Below are 18033 nucleotides of genomic sequence, written 5' to 3'. Positions count from 1 at the left end.
CCGTCACGCTGAAATGTCGACGCCTGCTTTTTCCTGCACGGCGCTATCGATGATGTCCGCCCTGGAAGGCGAGCGGCGCGTCATAGGGAGGCACGGCAAAGCCATAGACCGTCGCTGGATAGATTCGAACCTGGGTGGCAGCTTTTGCAGGGACCGAAACGCTGATCTGCTCACCGGGCAGTACGTAGGTTCGCGGTAGCATCGCGGCGCTTCCGGAAGGCAGCAGTTGTACTTCCTGAGCCAGGCGTACGACATAAGGTGTTTCGTTGCGTACGGTCAGTTGCCCCTCTTGTAGCGACCATTTCAGGTCGGTCCATGGTGTGCGGCTGGGCGCCAGGCCAGCGGGGTGGAGAATGATCGGCAGGTTCTGGCGTACCGTCATACCCACACGGGCATGCCCGGCTTCGGAAACCGGTCTGCCTTGGGGGATACCTTCAAAAATCACCCGCTTCAAACGCTGGGTGAGCAGGGGCTTTTCCGATTGCAGGATGAAACGCACCAACTGTGTCCTGGAGGCTTCAACGCGTGCCAAGGGTGGCGTCACGAACACCAAGGGTTCGGTGTCTTCGGGAATGTTTTCGATGGTGACGTGTAGCAATGCCAGGCTGGCGTCGGTATTGGTCACGGATACGGCGGTTTCCCCGTTGGCTTCATTGACGATGATCACGGAGGTATCAGGCACCATGCCGTCGGCGTGGACCTGTACGGTCCATATCAGCGCGCACGCACCGATACCCGTGTGGGTCAGGCGGCGCAACTGCTTCAAAAATATTGCCTTGATGTCGCTCATTGAATTTCCCGGATAAAAGACTGTTGGCATGGCTCGCAATACAGGTAACGCAGGGATTCCGTGAACAAGCAGGCAGTGCTCAGGGGCGTAGGCGTCTTCTTCATGTAATGGGTCGTCAGGCAAAGAGTGAGCGCAGTTCCGGGCAGAGGGGCCGGACTGCTTGGCAGGCGACAACTTAGCGAGCAAGGGGGCGTTGGAGGAATGCAACTAATACGAAAAGAGAGCGGGCGTGTATGAAAGAGTGTTGCGTACTACGCAGCGTTTTTCTGATGAGGAATCTTTTTAAGTGTGGTCCTCCTGCGTAGTCTTCAGCGCGCTGCAATGTAGGAACCATCTATTTGTTAGATGGGCAAAAAGTTAGCCCATTGAATACATTGGGCACGCGGCGTCAGAGTTTTTTTCGAGGCGTTGTGGGCGGTGCAGGAAGGACGCTACTTTCCGCGCTTTTGCGCCACCCGCAGGAGGTTTCCCACAATGCGAGTCATTATTGCTGACGACCATTCAGTCGTTCGTGTCGGGCTGCGCATACTCGTCAACGCCAGTCGACGATGCGTGATCGTCGGCGAGGCCGACGGTGTCGACAACTTGATGTATCTGCTTTCAAGTACCTCCTGCGAACTGCTGATCACCGACTTCTCCATGCCGGGAGGGCAGCAGGCCGATGGCTTGAAAATGTTGAGTACGATTCAGCGTCATTACCCGGCCTTGCCGATCATTCTGGTGACGATGTTTACCAGTGTGGTGACGGCGAGGGCTGCACTGGCGCAAGGGGTGATGGCCATCGTTGCCAAAACCGCATCGGCGACGGAGTTGCCCCTGGCAATCAATGCGGTGCAGGAAGGGCGTCATTACCTCAGCAAGTCCCTGCGCACGCTGTTGGCCAACACCCGCGATCAGTTTCACGAATCATCCTTGTCAGCCAAGGAGTACGAAGTGGTCCGAATGCTTGCCAGTGGCATGACCGTCAGCGAAATCGCCGTTCACTTCAATCGCAGCGTGTCGACCATCAGTAAACAAAAGAAAATGGCCATGCACCGGTTAGGTGTTTGCACAGACGTTGATCTTTTTTCCTACGCCCGGGACAGCGGAATGATGTGAATAGTCATCGCGTTATTTTCGTCGTGAATGCCGATAGTGTTCGATGCATTTGCAGACTATCGTGCAGGCACTCTTTCGAAGTCACTATGCAAACCCAGGGGAACCCGCAGATGAGTGAAGCCCATAGCGCCTTGATCACCCGTTTCTACCAGGCTTTCCAGCGCCTGGATGCCGAAGCCATGGCTGCCTGCTACACCGATGATGTGGTGTTCAGTGACCCGGCGTTCGGTGAGCTTCGCGGTCGCGATGCCGGTGACATGTGGCGCATGCTGACTACTCGGGCCAAGGATTTTTCCCTGACCTTTGATCATGTTCACGCCGACGGGCGCACCGGTGGCGCCCATTGGGTGGCGACCTACCTGTTCAGCCAGACCGGCAACACCGTCGTCAACGACATCCAGGCGCGCTTCGTCTTTCGTGACGGCAGGATTTGCGAGCATCACGACAGCTTTGATCTCTGGACCTGGTCACGACAGGCATTGGGTTTCAAAGGTCTGCTGCTGGGCTGGACGCCACTGGTGCGCAACGCCGTTCGCGCTCAGGCATTGAAGGGGCTGAAGGCATTTCAGGCCGGTCGCTGATAAGATCGCGGCTCGTTTCCTTTCAAGTCTTGAGCGTGCCGTGACCACCCCAAGCGAGTCTCCCGTCAGCAAGCCCTGGTTCGTCTACCTCGTTCGCGCGGCCAATGGTTCGCTGTATTGCGGGGTCAGCGATGATCCCGTGCGCCGCTTCGCCAAGCATCAAAGTGGCAAGGGGGCACGGTTCTTTCTGTCCAGCCCGGCCATGGCGCTGGTCTATACCGAACTTTGTCGCGACAAAAGCGAAGCGCTGCGCCAGGAACGGCTGATCAAGAAACTGCGCAAAAGCGCCAAGGAATGTCTGGTCGCGTCTTATCAATCTGGTTGATCGGCTCCCATCAGGCACATCTGTAGGCTGCCAACCGATTGCGCGCTAAGCTGCGGATTCCTAATTTGTGCGGCGGAGCCGAGCATGTCCGAGTTGATTCTGCATCATTACCCGACGTCCCTCTTTGCCGAAAAGGCCCGCTTGTTGCTGGGCTTCAAGGGGTTGTCATGGCGCTCGGTGAAGATCTCGCCAGTGATGCCAAAACCGGACCTGACGGCGTTGACCGGTGGCTACCGCAAGACGCCGGTGTTGCAGGTCGGTGCAGATATTTATTGCGATACGGCATTGATTGCCCGGCGACTGGAACAGGAAAAAGCCTTGCCGGCGTTCTTTCCGCAAGGTCAGGAAATGATCACCGCGTCGTTTGCAGCCTGGGCCGACTCTGTTGTGTTCCAGCACGCGGTCAGCCTGGTGTTCCAGCCGGAATCGATAGCGGTGCGCTTTGGCAATTTATCGCCGGAAGCGATCAAGGCGTTTCTGGCCGACCGTGCCGGTTTGTTCAGTGGTGGTAGCGCGACAAAATTGTCTACTGAACAGGCCAGGCATCAGTGGCCAACGATCATGTCGCGGCTGGAGCTGCAGTTGCAGCGTGAAGAGGGTGATTTCCTGTTCGGTGAGCCGTCGATTGCCGACTTTGCCCTGGCCCATTGCCTCTGGTTCCTCAAGGCCACACCGGTGACGGCTCCGCTGGTCGAAGCTTACCCGGCAGTCAATGCGTGGCACGCTCGGGTATTGGGCTTTGGTCATGGCGCCTCCAGCGAGATGACGTCCGAAGAGGCACTGGAGGTGGCGCGCAGGTCCACGCCAGCGGCATTGCCGGATGAGCGGTTCGTCGATCCCAACGGATTCACGGCGGGTCAGCAGGTGGTCATCGCGGCCACGGACTATGGCGTTGATCCGGTCGTGGGAGAGCTGCTGTTTGCCGGCAGCGAAGAGTTGATTGTGCGGCGCAAGGACGAACGTGGCGGCGTGGTGCATGTGCACTTCCCGCGGTTTGGTTTCCGTATCGAAGCCATCTGACCTTTGTAGGAGCGAGCTTGCTCGCGAAGATCGTGAACGATAACGCGTAAAACCGGATGCCCAGCGGCGCCCATGGTTTTTTCGCGAGCAAGCTCGCTCCTACAGGGTTATTTCAACGCGGCCAGAATCGCATCCGGGTCATACCCGCGAATCAGCGTCCCGTTCACATCGATGATCGGAATCCCTCCGCCACCCAGGGCCTCGTAATCCTTGCGCGCGACGGCATCCTTCTCGATATCGAATTCCTTGTACGGAATGCCTTTCTGATCGAGAAACCGCCGGGTCAGTTTGCAGTAACCACACCATTCGGTGGCGTAGAGCACGACGTTGGCCTTGGTCTGCGTCTGCTCTGACACCACTTGCGAAGGGTTGAAGACCCGCTCGATCTTGCCCCAGTTCTGGTAAGCCACAACCACCAGCAGGATCAGCAGGAATTTTTTCAGGACGCCGCCGAGCATCAGTTGCGACGCTTCAGCTGATCGGTGAGCGAAGTGGGCAGGCCCTTGATGATCAACGTGCCGGCTTCTTCGTCGTACTCGATCTTTGAGCCCAGCAGGTGTGCTTCGAAACTGATCGACAAGCCTTCGGCGCGGCCAGTGAATCGACGGAACTGGTTCAGGGTGCGTTTATCGGCCGGGATTTCCGGCGACAGGCCGTAGTCCTTGTTGCGAATGTGGTCGTAGAAGGCCTTCGGGCGTTCCTCGTCGATCAGTCCCGACAATTCCTCCAGGCCCATCGGCTCACCGAGCTTGGCCTGGCTGCTGGCGTAATCCACCAGGGTCTTGGTCTTCTCGCGGGCGTCGTCTTCCGGCAGGTCTTCGCTTTCAACGAAATCACTGAAGGCCTTGAGCAGGGTGCGGGTTTCACCCGGACCGTCGACGCCTTCCTGACAGCCGATGAAGTCGCGGAAATACTCCGAAACCTTTTTGCCGTTCTTGCCTTTGATGAACGAAATGTACTGCTTGGATTGTTTATTGTTCTGCCACTCGGAAATGTTGATCCGCGCCGCCAGGTGCAATTGGCCCAGGTCCAGGTGACGGGACGGGGTCACGTCCAGTTCATCGGTCACGGCCACGCCTTCGCTGTGGTGCAGCAGGGCGATGGCCAGGTAGTCGGTCATGCCTTGCTGATAGTGTGCGAACAGCACATGGCCGCCGACGGACAGGTTCGATTCTTCCATCAGTTTTTGCAGGTGCTCGACCGCCACGCGGCTGAACGCCGTGAAATCCTGGCCGCCCTCGAAGTACTCCTTCAGCCAGCCGCTGAACGGAAATGCACCGGATTCCGGATGGAACAAGCCCCAGGCTTTACCCTGTTTGGCGTTATAGCTTTCGTTGAGGTCGGCGAGCATGTTCTCGATGGCCGCGGACTCAGCCAGTTCGGAGTCACGGGCATGGAGAACTGCAGGTGTGCCGTCGGGTTTTTTGTCGATCAGGTGGACGATGCAATGACGGATCGGCATGGGCTTCTCGGCTGAATGAGGAGAGGAGGGCGTGCTCCCCCGAAAAAGCGCTCAGTGTACCGCAACCACTGGTTTTGGCGCGGCGCGAAGGGCAATTGGCAGGCGACCGACGGTTCTTATGCGTTTTTTTCCTGTTTTAGCGCAATAAAGCTGACCAAATGGGTAGCTAGAGGCGGATATTTCCACGTCTGTGTGCTAGCTTTGCCCGGTCTTGCGCGAAGTCACTGCGTTAAGCGTGCAGTCAGCATTTGTCAGGTCGAACCAAACCCTGATTTCGGTATCTATAACCCCGATCCCGAGGTTATTTGGCCGAGGGTGCCAGATCCAGAAGATCGGGCTCGATGGCTGACATTGCACTCTGCAATCCATATGAATTTGATAGGGAAGGAACACTAAATGGCTCTTACTAAAGACCAACTGATCGCCGACATCGCTGAAGCTATCGACGCGCCGAAAACCACCGCGCGTAACGCTCTGGACCAACTGGGCCAAATCGTTGCCGATCAGCTGGAAAACGGCGGCGAAATCACTCTGCCAGGTATCGGCAAGCTGAAAGTGACTGAGCGTCCTGCCCGCACTGGCCGTAACCCTTCGACTGGCGCAGCCATCGAAATCGCTGCCAAGAAAGTGATCAAGCTGGTTGTTGCCAAAGGCCTGACCGACGCTGTTAACAAGTAAGACTTGTTAAGAAAAACCGTGCGCCGGAGCGATCCGGGCACGGTTTTTTTGTGGGCGCGATAAAGCACTCGCTACGCTTGAGCGTTGCTCCATCGTGCCTGGCGCCAGGCCTGTTGCTGCGCTTTGGTCTGGAAGGTCCAGGCGACGAAGCGGCTCTGCTTCTGCCCTTGGGACATTTCCACTACCTGGCTTTCCAGGGCGCCGGCCTTTTTCAGGGCGGTCTGGATCGCCGGCAGGTTGGATGCCTTTGACACCAATGTACTGAACCACAGCACCTGTTGGGCGACCTGCACGCTTTCGCTGACCAGTTGGGTCACGAAGCGTACTTCCCCGCCTTCGCACCACAACTCGGCCGACTGGCCGCCAAAGTTCAACACCGGCAGCTTGCGTTTCGGATCGGCTTTGCCCAGGGCTCGCCATTTGCGCGTACTGCCCCGCGTAGCCTCGTCCAGCGAGGCGTGGAATGGCGGGTTGCACATGGTCAGGTCGAAGCGCTCTGCGCTCTCCAGCAGGCCTGTGAGGATCTGCTTGGGGTTGCTCTGCTGGCGTACCTGGATCGCCTTGTTCAGGCCGTTGGATTGAACGATGGCCTTCGCCGCGGCGATGGCGGTCGCATCGATATCGGAACCGAGGAACTGCCAGCGATAGTCGCTGTAACCGATCAGCGGATACACGCAGTTGGCGCCCATGCCGATGTCCAGCACCTTCACGGCGGCGCCACGGGGGATCACGCCGTCATTGCCACTGGCCAGCAGATCGGCGAGGAAGTGCACGTAATCGGCACGACCTGGCACCGGCGGGCACAGGTAGTCGGCGGGAATGTCCCAGTGAGCGATGCCATAGAACGACTTGAGCAGCGCCCGGTTGAACACCCGCACGGCTTCCGGGCTGGCGAAGTCGATGCTTTCCTTGCCGTACGGATTGATGATCACGAACTTCTTCAGTTCCGGCGCGCTTTTGATCAGCGCCGGAAAGTCGTAGCGACCCTGATGGCGATTGCGCGGGTGCAGGCTGGCCTTCTCACGCGGCGCCGCGGCTTTGGCCGCAGGCGCGGATTCAGGCTTTTTGCGCGCAGCTTTTGGTGTGCGGGGGGCGGTCATGGCGGTGGTCGATTCGGGTATGGCTAAAAGTGGCGGGCATTGTCCCACATCTGAGAGTCACACTAATCAAATGTGGGAGCGGGCTTGCTCGCGAAAGCGGACTTTCACTCAATATTTATATCGAATGTTACGGCCTCTTCGCGAGCAAGCCCGCTCCCACAGGAGATCTTCATTAGATGTAAGAAAGTGGCACGCACAAAAAAGGGAGGCCACTTGGGCCTCCCTTTTTCATTGCGATCCGCCGTTACAGGCTGGCAATCCGCGCATGCTGCTCGGCCAGCTTGCCGAGGGCCTGTTCAGCCTCGGCCAGTTTGGCGCGTTCTTTCTCGATGACTTCGGCTGGCGCCTTGTCAACGAAACCGGCGTTGGACAGCTTGCCGCCGACACGTTGCACTTCACCTTGCAGACGCTGGATTTCCTTGTCCAGACGCGCCAGCTCCGCACCTTTGTCGATCAGGCCGGCCATTGGCACCAGCACTTCCATCTCGCCGACCAGTGCGGTGGCGGACAGTGGTGCTTCTTCGCCGGCAGCCAGCACGGTAATCGATTCGAGGCGCGCCAGCTTCTTCAGCAGGGCTTCGTTCTCGGTCAGGCGGCGCTGGTCCTCGGCGCTGACGTTCTTCAGGAACAGCGGCAGCGGTTTGCCCGGGCCGATGTTCATTTCGCCACGGATATTACGGGTGCCGAGCATCAGGCCCTTGAGCCATTCGATGTCGTCTTCGGCCGCCTGATCGATGCGTGTTTCGTTGGCCACTGGCCAAGGTTGCAGCATGATCGTCTTGCCTTCGATGCCGGCCAGCGGTGCGATGCGCTGCCAGATTTCTTCGGTGATGAACGGCATGAACGGGTGCGCCAGGCGCAGGGCCACTTCCAGTACGCGCACCAGGGTGCGACGGGTGCCGCGCTGGCGTTCAACCGGAGCGTTTTCGTCCCACAGCACAGGCTTGGACAGTTCCAGGTACCAGTCGCAGTACTGGTTCCAGATGAACTCGTACAGCGCTTGTGCCGCCAGGTCGAAACGGAACTGGTCGAGTTGGCGGGTCACTTCGGCTTCGGTGCGTTGCAGCTGCGAAATGATCCAGCGGTCAGCCAGGGACAGCTCATAGGCTTCGCCGTTCTGGCCGCAGTCTTCGCCCTTGTCCAGCACGTAGCGCGCCGCGTTCCAGATCTTGTTGCAGAAGTTGCGATAGCCCTCGACGCGGCCCATGTCGAACTTGATGTCACGGCCGGTGGACGCCAGCGAGCAGAAGGTGAAGCGCAGGGCGTCGGTGCCGTAGCTGGCGATGCCTTCGGCGAACTCGTCGCGGGTCTGCTTCTCGATCTTCTTCGCCAGTTTCGGCTGCATCATGCCGGAGGTGCGCTTCTGCACCAGGGCTTCGAGCTCGATACCGTCGATGATGTCCAGCGGGTCCAGGACGTTGCCCTTGGACTTGGACATTTTCTGGCCCTGGCCGTCACGCACCAAGCCGTGAACGTACACGGTCTTGAACGGAACCTGCGGCGTGCCGTCTTCGTTTTTCACCAGATGCATGGTGAGCATGATCATCCGGGCAACCCAGAAGAAAATGATGTCGAAGCCAGTCACCAGGACGTCGGTGGAGTGGAATTTCTTCAGGAATTCGGTTTTTTCCGGCCAGCCGAGGGTGGAGAAGGTCCACAGGCCCGAGCTGAACCAGGTGTCGAGAACGTCGTTGTCCTGTTGCAGCGCAACGTCCGGGCCGAGGTTGTGCTTTGCGCGCACTTCGGCTTCGTCGCGACCGACGTAGACCTTGCCCGACTCGTCGTACCAGGCCGGAATGCGGTGGCCCCACCAGAGTTGACGGCTGATGCACCAGTCCTGGATGTCGCGCATCCACGAGAAATACATGTTTTCGTACTGTTTCGGCACGAACTGGATGCGGCCGTCTTCAACGGCGGCGATCGCAGGTTCGGCCAAAGGCTTGGTGGACACGTACCACTGGTCGGTCAGCCACGGTTCGATGACGGTGCCGGAACGGTCGCCTTTCGGCACTTTCAGGGCGTGATCGTCAACGCTGACCAACAGGCCGGCAGCGTCGAACGCGGCCACGATCTGCTTGCGCGCTTCGAAGCGGTCGAGACCGGCGTATTCGGCCGGGATCTTGCCGTCGATGGTTTCGTTCAGCGTGCCGTCGAGGTTGAATACCTGGCAGGCCGGCAGAACGGTGGCGTTCTTGTCGAAGATGTTCAGCAGCGGCAGGTTGTGACGCTTGCCGACTTCGTAGTCGTTGAAGTCGTGGGCCGGGGTGATTTTCACACAGCCGGTGCCGAATTCAGGGTCGCAGTAATCGTCGGCGATGATCGGGATGCGGCGGCCAACCAGCGGCAACTCGACAAATTTGCCGATCAGGGCTTTGTAGCGTTCATCGTTCGGGTTCACCGCGACGGCGGAGTCGCCGAGCATGGTTTCCGGGCGAGTGGTCGCGACGATCAGGAAATCATTGCCTTCAGCAGTCTTGGCGCCGTCGGCCAGCGGGTACTTCAGGTTCCACAGGAAACCTTTTTCGTCGTGGTTTTCCACTTCGAGGTCGGAAATCGCCGTGTGCAGCTTGGTGTCCCAGTTGACCAGTCGCTTGCCGCGGTAGATCAGGCCGTCTTCGTGCAAACGAACGAACGCTTCTTTAACGGCTTCCGAGAGGCCGTCGTCCATGGTGAAGCGCTCGCGGCTCCAGTCGACGGACGAACCGAGGCGACGGATCTGGCGGCTGATGTTGCCACCGGACTCATCCTTCCATTCCCAGACTTTCTCGAGGAATTTTTCGCGGCCCAGGTCGTGGCGGCTCTGGCCCTTGGCTTCGAGCTGACGCTCGACCAGCATCTGTGTGGCGATACCGGCGTGGTCGGTACCCGGCTGCCACAGGGTGTTGCGACCCTGCATACGGCGGAAACGGATCAGGGCGTCCATGATCGCGTTGTTGAAGCCGTGACCCATGTGCAGGCTGCCGGTGACATTCGGCGGCGGGATCATGATGGTGTAGGACTCGCCCGCGCCTTGCGGGGCGAAGTAATTCTCTGACTCCCAGGTGTTGTACCAGGAAGTTTCAATGGCGTGCGGCTGGTAGGTCTTATCCATGCGCGGCGGGACCCTATTGGCATTTATTCAGGAAAAGCCGGGAAGTATAGCGGGGATGAGCCGATGCGCGTAGAGCGAGGTGACAATGGGTGGGGGAAAAGTTGTGGTGGGTGTTTTGTCTGTGAGGGCCCCTTCGTCGGAACGCCGCCCGGACCAAACCCGCTCACACAGGTTGTATGTCGTACAGCTATCTTGTGATCGACACCAACCCTGTGGGAGCGGGCTTGCCCGCGAAAGCAATTTGTCAGGCGACCTGATTCAAATCGTTATGCCGCGTTTCCTTCAGGCACAGCACCGCAATCAAACTCAGCACCGCCGCCCCGGATACATAACCGCCGACAAAGCTTAGTCCACCCATCGCCACCAGTTTCTGGGCGAAGAAGGGCGCCGCGGAGGCGCCCACGATACCGCCCAGGTTGTAGGCCGCCGAGGCACCGGTGTAGCGCACGTGGGTGGGGAACAGTTCCGGCAGCAGCGCGCCCATGGGCGCAAATGTCACGCCCATCAGAAACAGTTCGATGCACAGGAACAACGCCACACTCCAGGTCGAGCCTTGGGTCAGCAGCGGTTCCATGAGGAAGCCGGACAGGATCGCCAGCACGCCACCAATGATCAGCACCGGCTTGCGCCCGTAACGGTCGCTGGCCCAGGCCGACAGCGGGGTGGCGGCCGCCATGAACAGCACCGCGAAGCACAACAGGCCGAGGAAGGTTTCGCGGCTGTAGCCGAGCGTTGCAACACCGTAGCTCAGGGAAAACACCGTGGAGATGTAAAACAGCGCGTAGCACACCACCATCGCGCCGGCGCCCAGCAAGACGGGCGCCCAGTATTGGCCGAACAGCTCGAACAGCGGGATCTTCACCCGTTCCTGGCGCGCCATGGCGTTGGCGAATACCGGGGTCTCATGCAGCTTGAGTCGCACGTACAGGCCGACCATCACCAGCGCGGCGCTGAGCAGGAACGGAATACGCCAGCCCCATGAGCGGAACTGTTCATCGTCCAGCACCACGGCCAGGGTCAGGAACAGGCCGTTGGCCGCCAGGAAGCCAATGGATGGACCCAGCTGTGGGAACATGCCGAACCAGGCGCGCTTGCCTTTTGGCGCGTTCTCCGTGGCCAGCAATGCCGCGCCACCCCATTCGCCGCCCAGCCCCAGGCCCTGGCCGAAGCGAAGGATGCACAGCAGGATCGGTGCCCAGGCGCCAATGCTGTCGTATCCCGGCAGCACGCCGATCAGTGTGGTGCACACGCCCATCAACAGCAACGAGGCGACCAGGGTCGACTTGCGGCCGATACGGTCGCCAAAGTGGCCGAAAAGGGCCGAACCCAAGGGGCGGGCGAGGAAGGCGATGCCGAACGTGAGAAACGCTGACAGCATCTGGGCGGTGCCGGATGTCTGCGGAAAGAACACCGGGCCAATCACCAGCGCCGCGGCGGTGGCATAGACATAGAAATCGTAGAACTCGATGGCGGTACCGATGAAGCTTGCAGTGGCCACGCGGGTGGCGGAGTTCGTCGGTTGTGCAGGTGTGGAGTCGCTGTAAGTCGTGCTGGTCGTCATGCGGTGATCCCTGACAGTCATGTGCCCCAGTGGAGCGAATTATTATGGTCGAGAACCCAGGGATGTGGGTGGAGGCACGGTCGCTGTTCAAGGTAGGAACAGTCGTCGGTTCGTTGCGGGCTTTGCGGGTGGACAGGCCGGAAGCTGCGAGGTGCGGGGTAAGCACGGGGCCGGCGAGGCTTGGGTAAGCGTTTCGATTATAGGAAGGTGGCTAACTATCGAACAAGTGGCTTGAGTGGCCATGGGGATTTGTGTCGGGTTTTAGATAACCACAGGCATCGAGCTGGTCTGCCAGATCAGCACCCGCGTGACACGGTTGTCCTCGGTCTCGAGAATTTCCAGGCGATACCGGCCGATCTTCAGGCACACCGCACTATCGGGAATAGTCTCCAGGGCCTCGGTCACCAGGCCGTTCAGGGTTTTCGGGCCATCGCTGGGCAGGTGCCAGCCGAGGCTCTTGTTCAGCTCGCGAATGGACGCGGCTCCGTCGATCACCAGGCGTCCGTCGGCTTGCGGATGAATGTGCGGGTTGTCCAGGCTGTGTTGGCTTTCGAACTCGCCGACGATCTCTTCGAGAATGTCTTCCAGGGTGACGATGCCCAGCACTTCGCCGTATTCATCGACCACCATGCCCAGGCGTCGCTGCTGTTTGTGGAAGTTGAGCAGTTGCAGTTGCAGCGGGGTGCTTTCCGGCACGAAGTACGGCTCGTGACTGGCTGCCAGCAAGGCTTCCCTGGTCAGGCTCGCATCGGGCAGCAAGTGCAGGATGTGCCGGGTGTTGAGGACGGCTTCGACCTGGTTGATATCACTGTGGAACACCGGCAGGCGCGTGCGCTTGTTGTGGCGCAATTGTTCGATGATTTCCTCGATGGAGTCATCGAGATTGATGCCGTCCACGTCGCTGCGCGGTACCAGGATGTCATTGACGGTGATGTTGTCCAGCGCGTGGATGCCAGGCAGCGGGTGAGGGCGGCTTACGGTTTCGGAGGGTGCATGCCGCTCCGTCAGCGTTTCGTCCTCACTTTGTTGCACCACTTTGGCTTTACGGACGAATGGGCGCGTCAGCAAGCGGCTGATGCTGGTGAGCAGCCATGCCGCGGGATAGATGATTTTCAACGGTAGCCGCAGCAGGTTGTTGCCTTGGGCCAGGATCGCATCCGGATAGCGAGCGGCGAGGGTGCGTGGCAAGTAGTCGGAAAACACCAGCAACATGGCGCCCGCCCCGAGGCAGGCGACCCACGGGCCGTTCTCGGCCCAGGTGAAAATGGCCAGCAAGGTGCTGATGACCACCACGAGTGCACGGCACAGTGTGTTGCAAAAAATCAGGCTGGCCAGGGGGAAGCTGAGTTTCGCCACCGGTTTGTCGCTGGAACGCGTTGCGGTGCGCTGGGCCAGCAAGTGCTGGTGCGCCGCTTCGATGGCGGTAAACAGCCCCGACCATAAAACCAGCAGGGTCACTACCGCGAGCATCGGCCCTATGGGCAAGTCGTCCATTAATGCCGCCCGTCAGATATGCAGGATGTATTCACGAACCAGCTTGCTGCCGAAATACGCCAGCATCAGCAGGCAAAAACCGGCCAGGGTCCAGCGAATGGCTTTGTGCCCGCGCCAGCCGAGGCGATTGCGCCCCCACAGCAGCACGCTGAAAACGACCCAGGCCAGGCAGGCCAGCAGGGTCTTGTGCACCAGATGCTGGGCGAACAGGTTCTCGACGAACAGCCAGCCGGAAATCAGCGACAGCGACAACAGCGTCCAGCCGGCCCAGAGAAAACCGAACAGCAGGCTTTCCATGGTTTGCAGCGGCGGGAAGTTCTTGATCAGCCCGGAGGGGTGCTTGTGCTTGAGCTGGTGGTCCTGGACCAGCAGCAGCAAGGACTGGAACACCGCGATGGTGAACATGCCATAGGCCAGAATCGAAAGCAGGATGTGGGCGAGGATGCCCGGCTCCTCATCGATGACCTGTACCGTGCCGGCGGGGGCAAAGTGCGCCAGCATCACGGTCAGGGCCCCAAGCGGGAACAGCAGGACCAGCAGGTTCTCTACCGGAATCCGCGAGCAGGCCAGCAGGGTCAGTGCGATGACTGCTACGGCAATCAGGCTGGCGGCACTGAAGAAGTCCAGGGCCAGGCCGGTCGGGGTCAGCAGGTGGGTGAGCAGGCTGACGCTGTGGGCCAGGACGGCGAGCACGCCGAGCATGACCAGCAGGCGTTTGTTGACCTTGGCGCCGGACGCCAGGCGAGTGCCCTGGTAAATGGTCGCAGCGGCATACAAGCAGGCGGCGGCGAGGGTCGTTAGCAAGCTGGGTGACAAGGGGAGCATAAATCCTGTTAGGCAAGCCCGAAAGTCGCTGAGTTTGGCATAGAACCCCTGCCACACGAAAGACCGCGCAACCCGACGGCGAGGTGTCCGCCGGCCACAGTCTTCGCTATAATCCGCGACCTGCCCACGCCGCAGGCTCGCCGAGCACACGTTTAGTCCGGTCCGGGCCGCCATTATCCCGGTCTACACAGGGCCTGAAAGGATCGCGCAATGTTTGAAAACTTAACCGACCGTCTCTCGCAGACGCTGCGCCATGTCACCGGCAAGGCCAAGCTGACTGAAGACAACATCAAAGACACCCTGCGTGAAGTGCGCATGGCGTTGCTCGAAGCCGACGTCGCCCTGCCGGTGGTCAAGGACTTCGTCAATTCGGTCAAGGAACGCGCCGTAGGCACCGAGGTGTCGCGCAGCCTGACGCCGGGCCAGGCCTTCGTGAAGATCGTCCAGGCCGAACTCGAAAGCCTGATGGGCGCGGCCAACGAAGACCTGAACCTGAGCGCAGTGCCGCCAGCGGTCATCCTCATGGCCGGTTTGCAGGGCGCCGGTAAGACCACCACCGCCGGCAAGCTCGCGCGCTTCCTTAAAGAGCGCAAGAAGAAGTCGGTCATGGTCGTGTCCGCCGACGTTTACCGTCCGGCGGCGATCAAGCAGCTGGAAACCCTGGCCAACGACATCGGCGTGACCTTCTTCCCGTCGGACCTGAGCCAGAAGCCGGTCGACATCGCCAATGCGGCTATTAAGGAAGCAAAACTCAAATTCATCGACGTGGTCATCGTCGATACCGCCGGTCGTCTGCACATCGATGAAGAGATGATGGGCGAGATCAAGGCGCTGCATGCCGCGATCAACCCGATCGAAACCCTGTTCGTGGTCGATGCCATGACCGGCCAGGACGCCGCCAACACGGCCAAGGCCTTCGGCGATGCATTGCCGCTGACCGGCGTGATCCTGACCAAGGTCGACGGCGACGCCCGTGGCGGTGCCGCGCTGTCGGTGCGCGCCATCACCGGCAAGCCGATCAAGTTCATCGGTATGGGCGAGAAGAGCGAGGCGCTCGATCCGTTCCACCCTGAGCGTATCGCCTCGCGCATCCTCGGCATGGGCGACGTGCTCAGCCTGATCGAGCAGGCGGAAGCGACCCTCGACAAGGACAAGGCCGACAAGCTTGCTAAAAAGCTGAAGAAGGGCAAGGGCTTCGACCTCGAAGACTTCCGCGATCAGCTGCAACAGATGAAGAACATGGGCGGCCTCGGCGGGCTCATGGACAAGCTGCCGAACATGGGCGGCGTGAATCTGGCGCAAATGGGCAACGCCCAGGGTGCGGCAGAGAAGCAATTCAAGCAGATGGAAGCCATCATCAACTCCATGACCCCGGCCGAGCGCCGCGATCCCGAGATGATCAGCGGTTCGCGCAAGCGCCGGATCGCCATGGGTTCCGGCACCCAGGTTCAGGACATCGGGCGCTTGATCAAGCAGCACAAGCAGATGCAGAAGATGATGAAGAAGTTCTCCGCGAAAGGCGGAATGGCCAAGATGATGCGCGGCATGGGCGGTATGTTGCCCGGCGGCGGCATGCCAAAAATATAGTGTCCTTTCACGCCAATACTGCTCACTTTTGGCGGCGTCTGGTGCCCTCATGCGGCGTTGCCGCTCCTCGCCATAGCGGGCTATGACTCGTCGCGGCGCCTTGCCTGAGGGCACCAGTCACTCGCCAAAATGTGAGCGTATTGGCGAGAAAGGACACACGAATTCGCGCCGGTCGTCGCACCGGCGCTAACCCACACGGACGTGGGATACACAGCAAACCCGCACTTGGCGGGAGCTGACCGGCCGTTTTCAACGACGGCTCTATAGCAAATCTGCATGGCGGCCGATAGACCGCCGGAAAAAGTCATTTGCAAAAGTCCGGATATTCCTTAGAATATGCGGCCTTTCGGGCACCCATGCCCGCTGTGCCTTTAGATTTGCAGCACCGACTACAGGAACGATGTTCACATGCTAACAATCCGTCTTGCCCTTGGCGGCTCCAAAAAGCGCCCGTTTTACCACTTGACCGTAACCGACAGCCGCAACCCGCGCGACGGTTCGCACAAGGAACAGGTTGGCTACTTCAACCCTGTTGCCCGTGGTCAGGAAGTTCGTCTGTCCGTGAACCAAGAGCGCGTAGCCTACTGGCTGAGCGTTGGTGCACAACCTTCTGAGCGCGTTGCTCAGTTGTTGAAGGAATCTGCTAAGGCTGCGGCCTGAGCAATATGAACGCGACGCCAGCCATTGCTGATGATTTGATCGTTATCGGCAAGATTTATTCTGTTCACGGCGTTCGCGGCGAAGTGAAGGTGTACTCCTTTACTGATCCGATTAAGAACCTGCTGGATTACAAAACCTGGACGCTCAAGCGTGACGGCAATGTAAAGCAAGTAGAGCTGGTCAGCGGACGCGGGAATGACAAGTTCCTGGTCGCAAAGCTCAAGGGTCTCGATGATCGCGAAGAAGCTCGTCTTCTGGCCGGTTATGAGATCTGCGTGCCGCGCAACCTGTTCCCTGAACTCACCGACGGCGAGTACTACTGGTACCAGCTGGAAGGTCTCAAGGTCATCGACACCCTCGGACAATTGTTCGGGAAGATCGATCACCTGCTGGAGACCGGCTCGAACGATGTCATGGTGGTCAAGCCTTGCGCTGGCAGCCTGGATGATCGCGAACGCCTGTTGCCCTATACCGAGCAATGCGTGTTGGCCGTCGACCTGGCCGCAGGCGAGATGAAGGTGGATTGGGACGCGGATTTCTAAGCGTGGCTAACTTGCGCGTAGAAGTGATCAGTCTGTTTCCCGAGATGTTCTCTGCCATCAGCGAGTACGGCATCACCAGTCGTGCGGTGAAACAGGGGCTCTTGCAGCTCACCTGTTGGAATCCGCGAGACTACACGACGGATCGACATCACACTGTGGACGATCGCCCGTTTGGCGGTGGTCCGGGCATGGTGATGAAGATCAAGCCCCTGGAAGATGCTCTGGTTCAGGCCAAGGCAGCAGCCGGGGAGGCGGCGAAGGTAATTTACCTGTCGCCCCAAGGCCGCCAGCTGACTCAGTCGGCGGTACGCGAGTTGGCGAATCTGGATGCATTGATCCTGATTGCCGGCCGCTATGAAGGCATTGACGAGCGTTTTATTGATGCTCATGTCGATGAAGAGTGGTCGATTGGCGACTATGTACTGTCTGGCGGCGAGCTGCCGGCGATGGTCCTGATCGATGCGGTTACACGACTGCTGCCTGGAGCTTTAGGGCATGCGGACTCCGCCGAGGAAGATTCCTTTACGGATGGTTTGCTGGATTGCCCGCACTACACCCGACCGGAGGTGTATGCGGATCAGCGTGTTCCCGACGTATTGCTAAGTGGCAATCACGCGCACATCCGGCGTTGGCGTTTACAGCAGTCCCTTGGTCGGACCTTTGAACGACGCGCCGATCTTCTGGAAAGCCGCTCGCTTTCTGGAGAAGAGAAGAAGCTGCTCGAGGAATACATCCGCGAGCGGGACGATAGTTAACAACGTATCGATGGTAGATCCGACGATTTACCTTAGGAGCACAGCATGACTAACAAAATCATCCTTGCACTCGAAGCAGAGCAGATGACCAAAGAGATCCCTACCTTTGCCCCGGGCGACACCATTGTCGTTCAGGTGAAAGTGAAGGAAGGCGACCGTTCGCGTCTGCAAGCGTTCGAAGGTGTTGTTATCGCCAAGCGTAACCGCGGCGTAAACAGTGCATTCACCGTTCGTAAAATCTCCAACGGTGTTGGCGTAGAGCGTACTTTCCAGACCTACTCCCCGCAAATCGACAGCATGGCTGTCAAGCGTCGCGGTGACGTACGTAAAGCCAAGCTGTACTACCTGCGCGACCTGTCGGGTAAAGCAGCTCGCATCAAGGAAAAACTGGCTTAAGTCCAGCTTCCGATGCAAAAAAAAGCAGCCTGCGGGCTGCTTTTTTGTTGCCTGCGATTTATCTTCGT

At 59.3% G+C, this 18033-nt stretch carries 18 protein-coding genes; 10 read left to right on the top strand and 8 right to left on the bottom strand.

The genetic code is table 11. From position 1 onward, the window contains the following. Positions 1-43 precede the first annotated feature (43 nt). Entirely contained in the window at positions 44-790 is a 747-nt protein-coding gene (locus BSF40_RS13515; protein WP_095965489.1) for a fimbria/pilus chaperone family protein, read from the bottom strand. Positions 791-1264: 474 nt separating this feature from the next. On the opposite strand from BSF40_RS13515, the gene BSF40_RS13510 reads away from it, so the two are divergent. From BSF40_RS13510 to BSF40_RS13495, 4 genes are all read left to right on the top strand, one after another. Then, positions 1265-1888 carry a response regulator gene (locus tag BSF40_RS13510; RefSeq protein WP_095965488.1) on the top strand — a complete coding sequence of 208 codons (624 nt, stop codon included), beginning with the start codon at positions 1265-1267 and terminating at the stop codon, positions 1886-1888. Positions 1889-1998: 110 nt separating this feature from the next. Next, entirely contained in the window at positions 1999-2469 is a 471-nt protein-coding gene (locus BSF40_RS13505) for a nuclear transport factor 2 family protein (RefSeq protein WP_015096714.1), read from the top strand. A 40-nt stretch (positions 2470-2509) separates the two neighbouring features. Continuing rightward, the gene (locus BSF40_RS13500; RefSeq protein ID WP_015096713.1) at positions 2510-2794 is read left to right on the top strand and encodes a GIY-YIG nuclease family protein; all 285 of its coding nucleotides are present in this window, start codon (positions 2510-2512) and stop codon (positions 2792-2794) included. Positions 2795-2878: 84 nt separating this feature from the next. Further along, on the top strand, positions 2879-3814 hold the full coding sequence (locus BSF40_RS13495) for a glutathione S-transferase family protein (protein ID WP_095965487.1): 936 nt from the start codon (positions 2879-2881) through the stop codon (positions 3812-3814). A gap of 107 nt (positions 3815-3921) precedes the next feature. Here the strand turns inward: BSF40_RS13495 and BSF40_RS13490 are convergent, their stop codons facing one another. Both BSF40_RS13490 and yejK read right to left on the bottom strand, forming a co-directional pair. After that, the gene (locus BSF40_RS13490) at positions 3922-4272 is read right to left on the bottom strand and encodes a glutaredoxin family protein (RefSeq protein ID WP_015096711.1); all 351 of its coding nucleotides are present in this window, start codon (positions 4270-4272) and stop codon (positions 3922-3924) included. Next, complete coding sequence (yejK, locus tag BSF40_RS13485; RefSeq protein WP_095965486.1) at positions 4272-5276, bottom strand: nucleoid-associated protein YejK; 1005 nt, start codon at positions 5274-5276, stop codon at positions 4272-4274. The genes BSF40_RS13490 and yejK overlap by 1 nt, the downstream gene beginning before the upstream one ends. 396 nt (positions 5277-5672) lie before the next feature. Between yejK and BSF40_RS13480 the strand changes: the two genes are divergently transcribed. Beyond that, positions 5673-5954, top strand: coding sequence for an HU family DNA-binding protein (locus BSF40_RS13480; protein ID WP_007905514.1), 282 nt, complete (start codon positions 5673-5675; stop codon positions 5952-5954). 71 nt (positions 5955-6025) lie between these two features. Here the strand turns inward: BSF40_RS13480 and rlmF are convergent, their stop codons facing one another. From rlmF to BSF40_RS13455, 5 genes are all read right to left on the bottom strand, one after another. Further along, a complete protein-coding gene (gene rlmF / locus BSF40_RS13475; protein WP_095965485.1) occupies positions 6026-7054 on the bottom strand; it encodes a 23S rRNA (adenine(1618)-N(6))-methyltransferase RlmF in 1029 nt (342 codons plus the stop codon). A gap of 244 nt (positions 7055-7298) precedes the next feature. Next, positions 7299-10145, bottom strand: coding sequence for a valine--tRNA ligase (locus tag BSF40_RS13470; protein WP_095965484.1), 2847 nt, complete (start codon positions 10143-10145; stop codon positions 7299-7301). Between the two features lie 244 nt (positions 10146-10389). Further along, entirely contained in the window at positions 10390-11706 is a 1317-nt protein-coding gene (locus BSF40_RS13465) for an MFS transporter (protein ID WP_095965483.1), read from the bottom strand. Between the two features lie 261 nt (positions 11707-11967). Beyond that, the gene (locus tag BSF40_RS13460; protein ID WP_095965482.1) at positions 11968-13200 is read right to left on the bottom strand and encodes a transporter associated domain-containing protein; all 1233 of its coding nucleotides are present in this window, start codon (positions 13198-13200) and stop codon (positions 11968-11970) included. A gap of 12 nt (positions 13201-13212) precedes the next feature. Next, positions 13213-14025: an inner membrane protein YpjD gene (locus BSF40_RS13455; protein WP_007972717.1), complete on the bottom strand. Its 813-nt coding sequence runs from the start codon at positions 14023-14025 to the stop codon at positions 13213-13215. Positions 14026-14235: 210 nt separating this feature from the next. Here BSF40_RS13455 and ffh point away from each other — a divergent pair, with 210 nt between their 5' ends. The 5 genes from ffh (at position 14236) to rplS (ending at position 17965) form a co-directional block, all read left to right on the top strand. Then, positions 14236-15612 (top strand): signal recognition particle protein, encoded by a 1377-nt coding sequence (gene ffh / locus BSF40_RS13450; protein ID WP_015096705.1) that lies wholly within the window; start codon positions 14236-14238, stop codon positions 15610-15612. A gap of 408 nt (positions 15613-16020) precedes the next feature. Then, positions 16021-16272, top strand: coding sequence for a 30S ribosomal protein S16 (rpsP, locus tag BSF40_RS13445; RefSeq protein WP_007972721.1), 252 nt, complete (start codon positions 16021-16023; stop codon positions 16270-16272). Positions 16273-16277: 5 nt separating this feature from the next. Beyond that, positions 16278-16814: a ribosome maturation factor RimM gene (gene rimM / locus BSF40_RS13440; RefSeq protein WP_008053499.1), complete on the top strand. Its 537-nt coding sequence runs from the start codon at positions 16278-16280 to the stop codon at positions 16812-16814. Between the two features lie 2 nt (positions 16815-16816). Beyond that, a complete protein-coding gene (gene trmD, locus BSF40_RS13435; RefSeq protein WP_007897583.1) occupies positions 16817-17569 on the top strand; it encodes a tRNA (guanosine(37)-N1)-methyltransferase TrmD in 753 nt (250 codons plus the stop codon). A 45-nt stretch (positions 17570-17614) separates the two neighbouring features. Further along, positions 17615-17965 carry a 50S ribosomal protein L19 gene (gene rplS, locus BSF40_RS13430; protein WP_003175895.1) on the top strand — a complete coding sequence of 117 codons (351 nt, stop codon included), beginning with the start codon at positions 17615-17617 and terminating at the stop codon, positions 17963-17965. Positions 17966-18033: the final 68 nt, after the last annotated feature.

Source organism: Pseudomonas sp. ACN5 (assembly GCF_002303975.1).
Lineage (GTDB): Bacteria > Pseudomonadota > Gammaproteobacteria > Pseudomonadales > Pseudomonadaceae > Aquipseudomonas > Aquipseudomonas laurylsulfatiphila.
This window is presented reverse-complemented; position numbering and strand designations above follow the sequence as displayed.

What these genes read in the sequence shown, in the direction of transcription:
- BSF40_RS13495 (WP_095965487.1), top strand. Translation starts at nt 2,879, where the DNA reads ATGTCCGAGTTGATTCTGCATCATTACCCGACGTCCCTCTTTGCCGAA.
- ffh (WP_015096705.1), top strand. Translation starts at nt 14,236, where the DNA reads ATGTTTGAAAACTTAACCGACCGTCTCTCGCAGACGCTGCGCCATGTC.
- rlmF (WP_095965485.1), bottom strand. Translation starts at nt 7,054, where the DNA reads ATGACCGCCCCCCGCACACCAAAAGCTGCGCGCAAAAAGCCTGAATCC.
- rplS (WP_003175895.1), top strand. Translation starts at nt 17,615, where the DNA reads ATGACTAACAAAATCATCCTTGCACTCGAAGCAGAGCAGATGACCAAA.
- BSF40_RS13465 (WP_095965483.1), bottom strand. Translation starts at nt 11,706, where the DNA reads ATGACGACCAGCACGACTTACAGCGACTCCACACCTGCACAACCGACG.
- rimM (WP_008053499.1), top strand. Translation starts at nt 16,278, where the DNA reads ATGAACGCGACGCCAGCCATTGCTGATGATTTGATCGTTATCGGCAAG.
- BSF40_RS13455 (WP_007972717.1), bottom strand. Translation starts at nt 14,025, where the DNA reads ATGCTCCCCTTGTCACCCAGCTTGCTAACGACCCTCGCCGCCGCCTGC.
- BSF40_RS13480 (WP_007905514.1), top strand. Translation starts at nt 5,673, where the DNA reads ATGGCTCTTACTAAAGACCAACTGATCGCCGACATCGCTGAAGCTATC.
- BSF40_RS13460 (WP_095965482.1), bottom strand. Translation starts at nt 13,200, where the DNA reads ATGGACGACTTGCCCATAGGGCCGATGCTCGCGGTAGTGACCCTGCTG.
- BSF40_RS13515 (WP_095965489.1), bottom strand. Translation starts at nt 790, where the DNA reads ATGAGCGACATCAAGGCAATATTTTTGAAGCAGTTGCGCCGCCTGACC.
- yejK (WP_095965486.1), bottom strand. Translation starts at nt 5,276, where the DNA reads ATGCCGATCCGTCATTGCATCGTCCACCTGATCGACAAAAAACCCGAC.
- BSF40_RS13510 (WP_095965488.1), top strand. Translation starts at nt 1,265, where the DNA reads ATGCGAGTCATTATTGCTGACGACCATTCAGTCGTTCGTGTCGGGCTG.
- BSF40_RS13505 (WP_015096714.1), top strand. Translation starts at nt 1,999, where the DNA reads ATGAGTGAAGCCCATAGCGCCTTGATCACCCGTTTCTACCAGGCTTTC.
- BSF40_RS13490 (WP_015096711.1), bottom strand. Translation starts at nt 4,272, where the DNA reads ATGCTCGGCGGCGTCCTGAAAAAATTCCTGCTGATCCTGCTGGTGGTT.
- rpsP (WP_007972721.1), top strand. Translation starts at nt 16,021, where the DNA reads ATGCTAACAATCCGTCTTGCCCTTGGCGGCTCCAAAAAGCGCCCGTTT.
- BSF40_RS13470 (WP_095965484.1), bottom strand. Translation starts at nt 10,145, where the DNA reads ATGGATAAGACCTACCAGCCGCACGCCATTGAAACTTCCTGGTACAAC.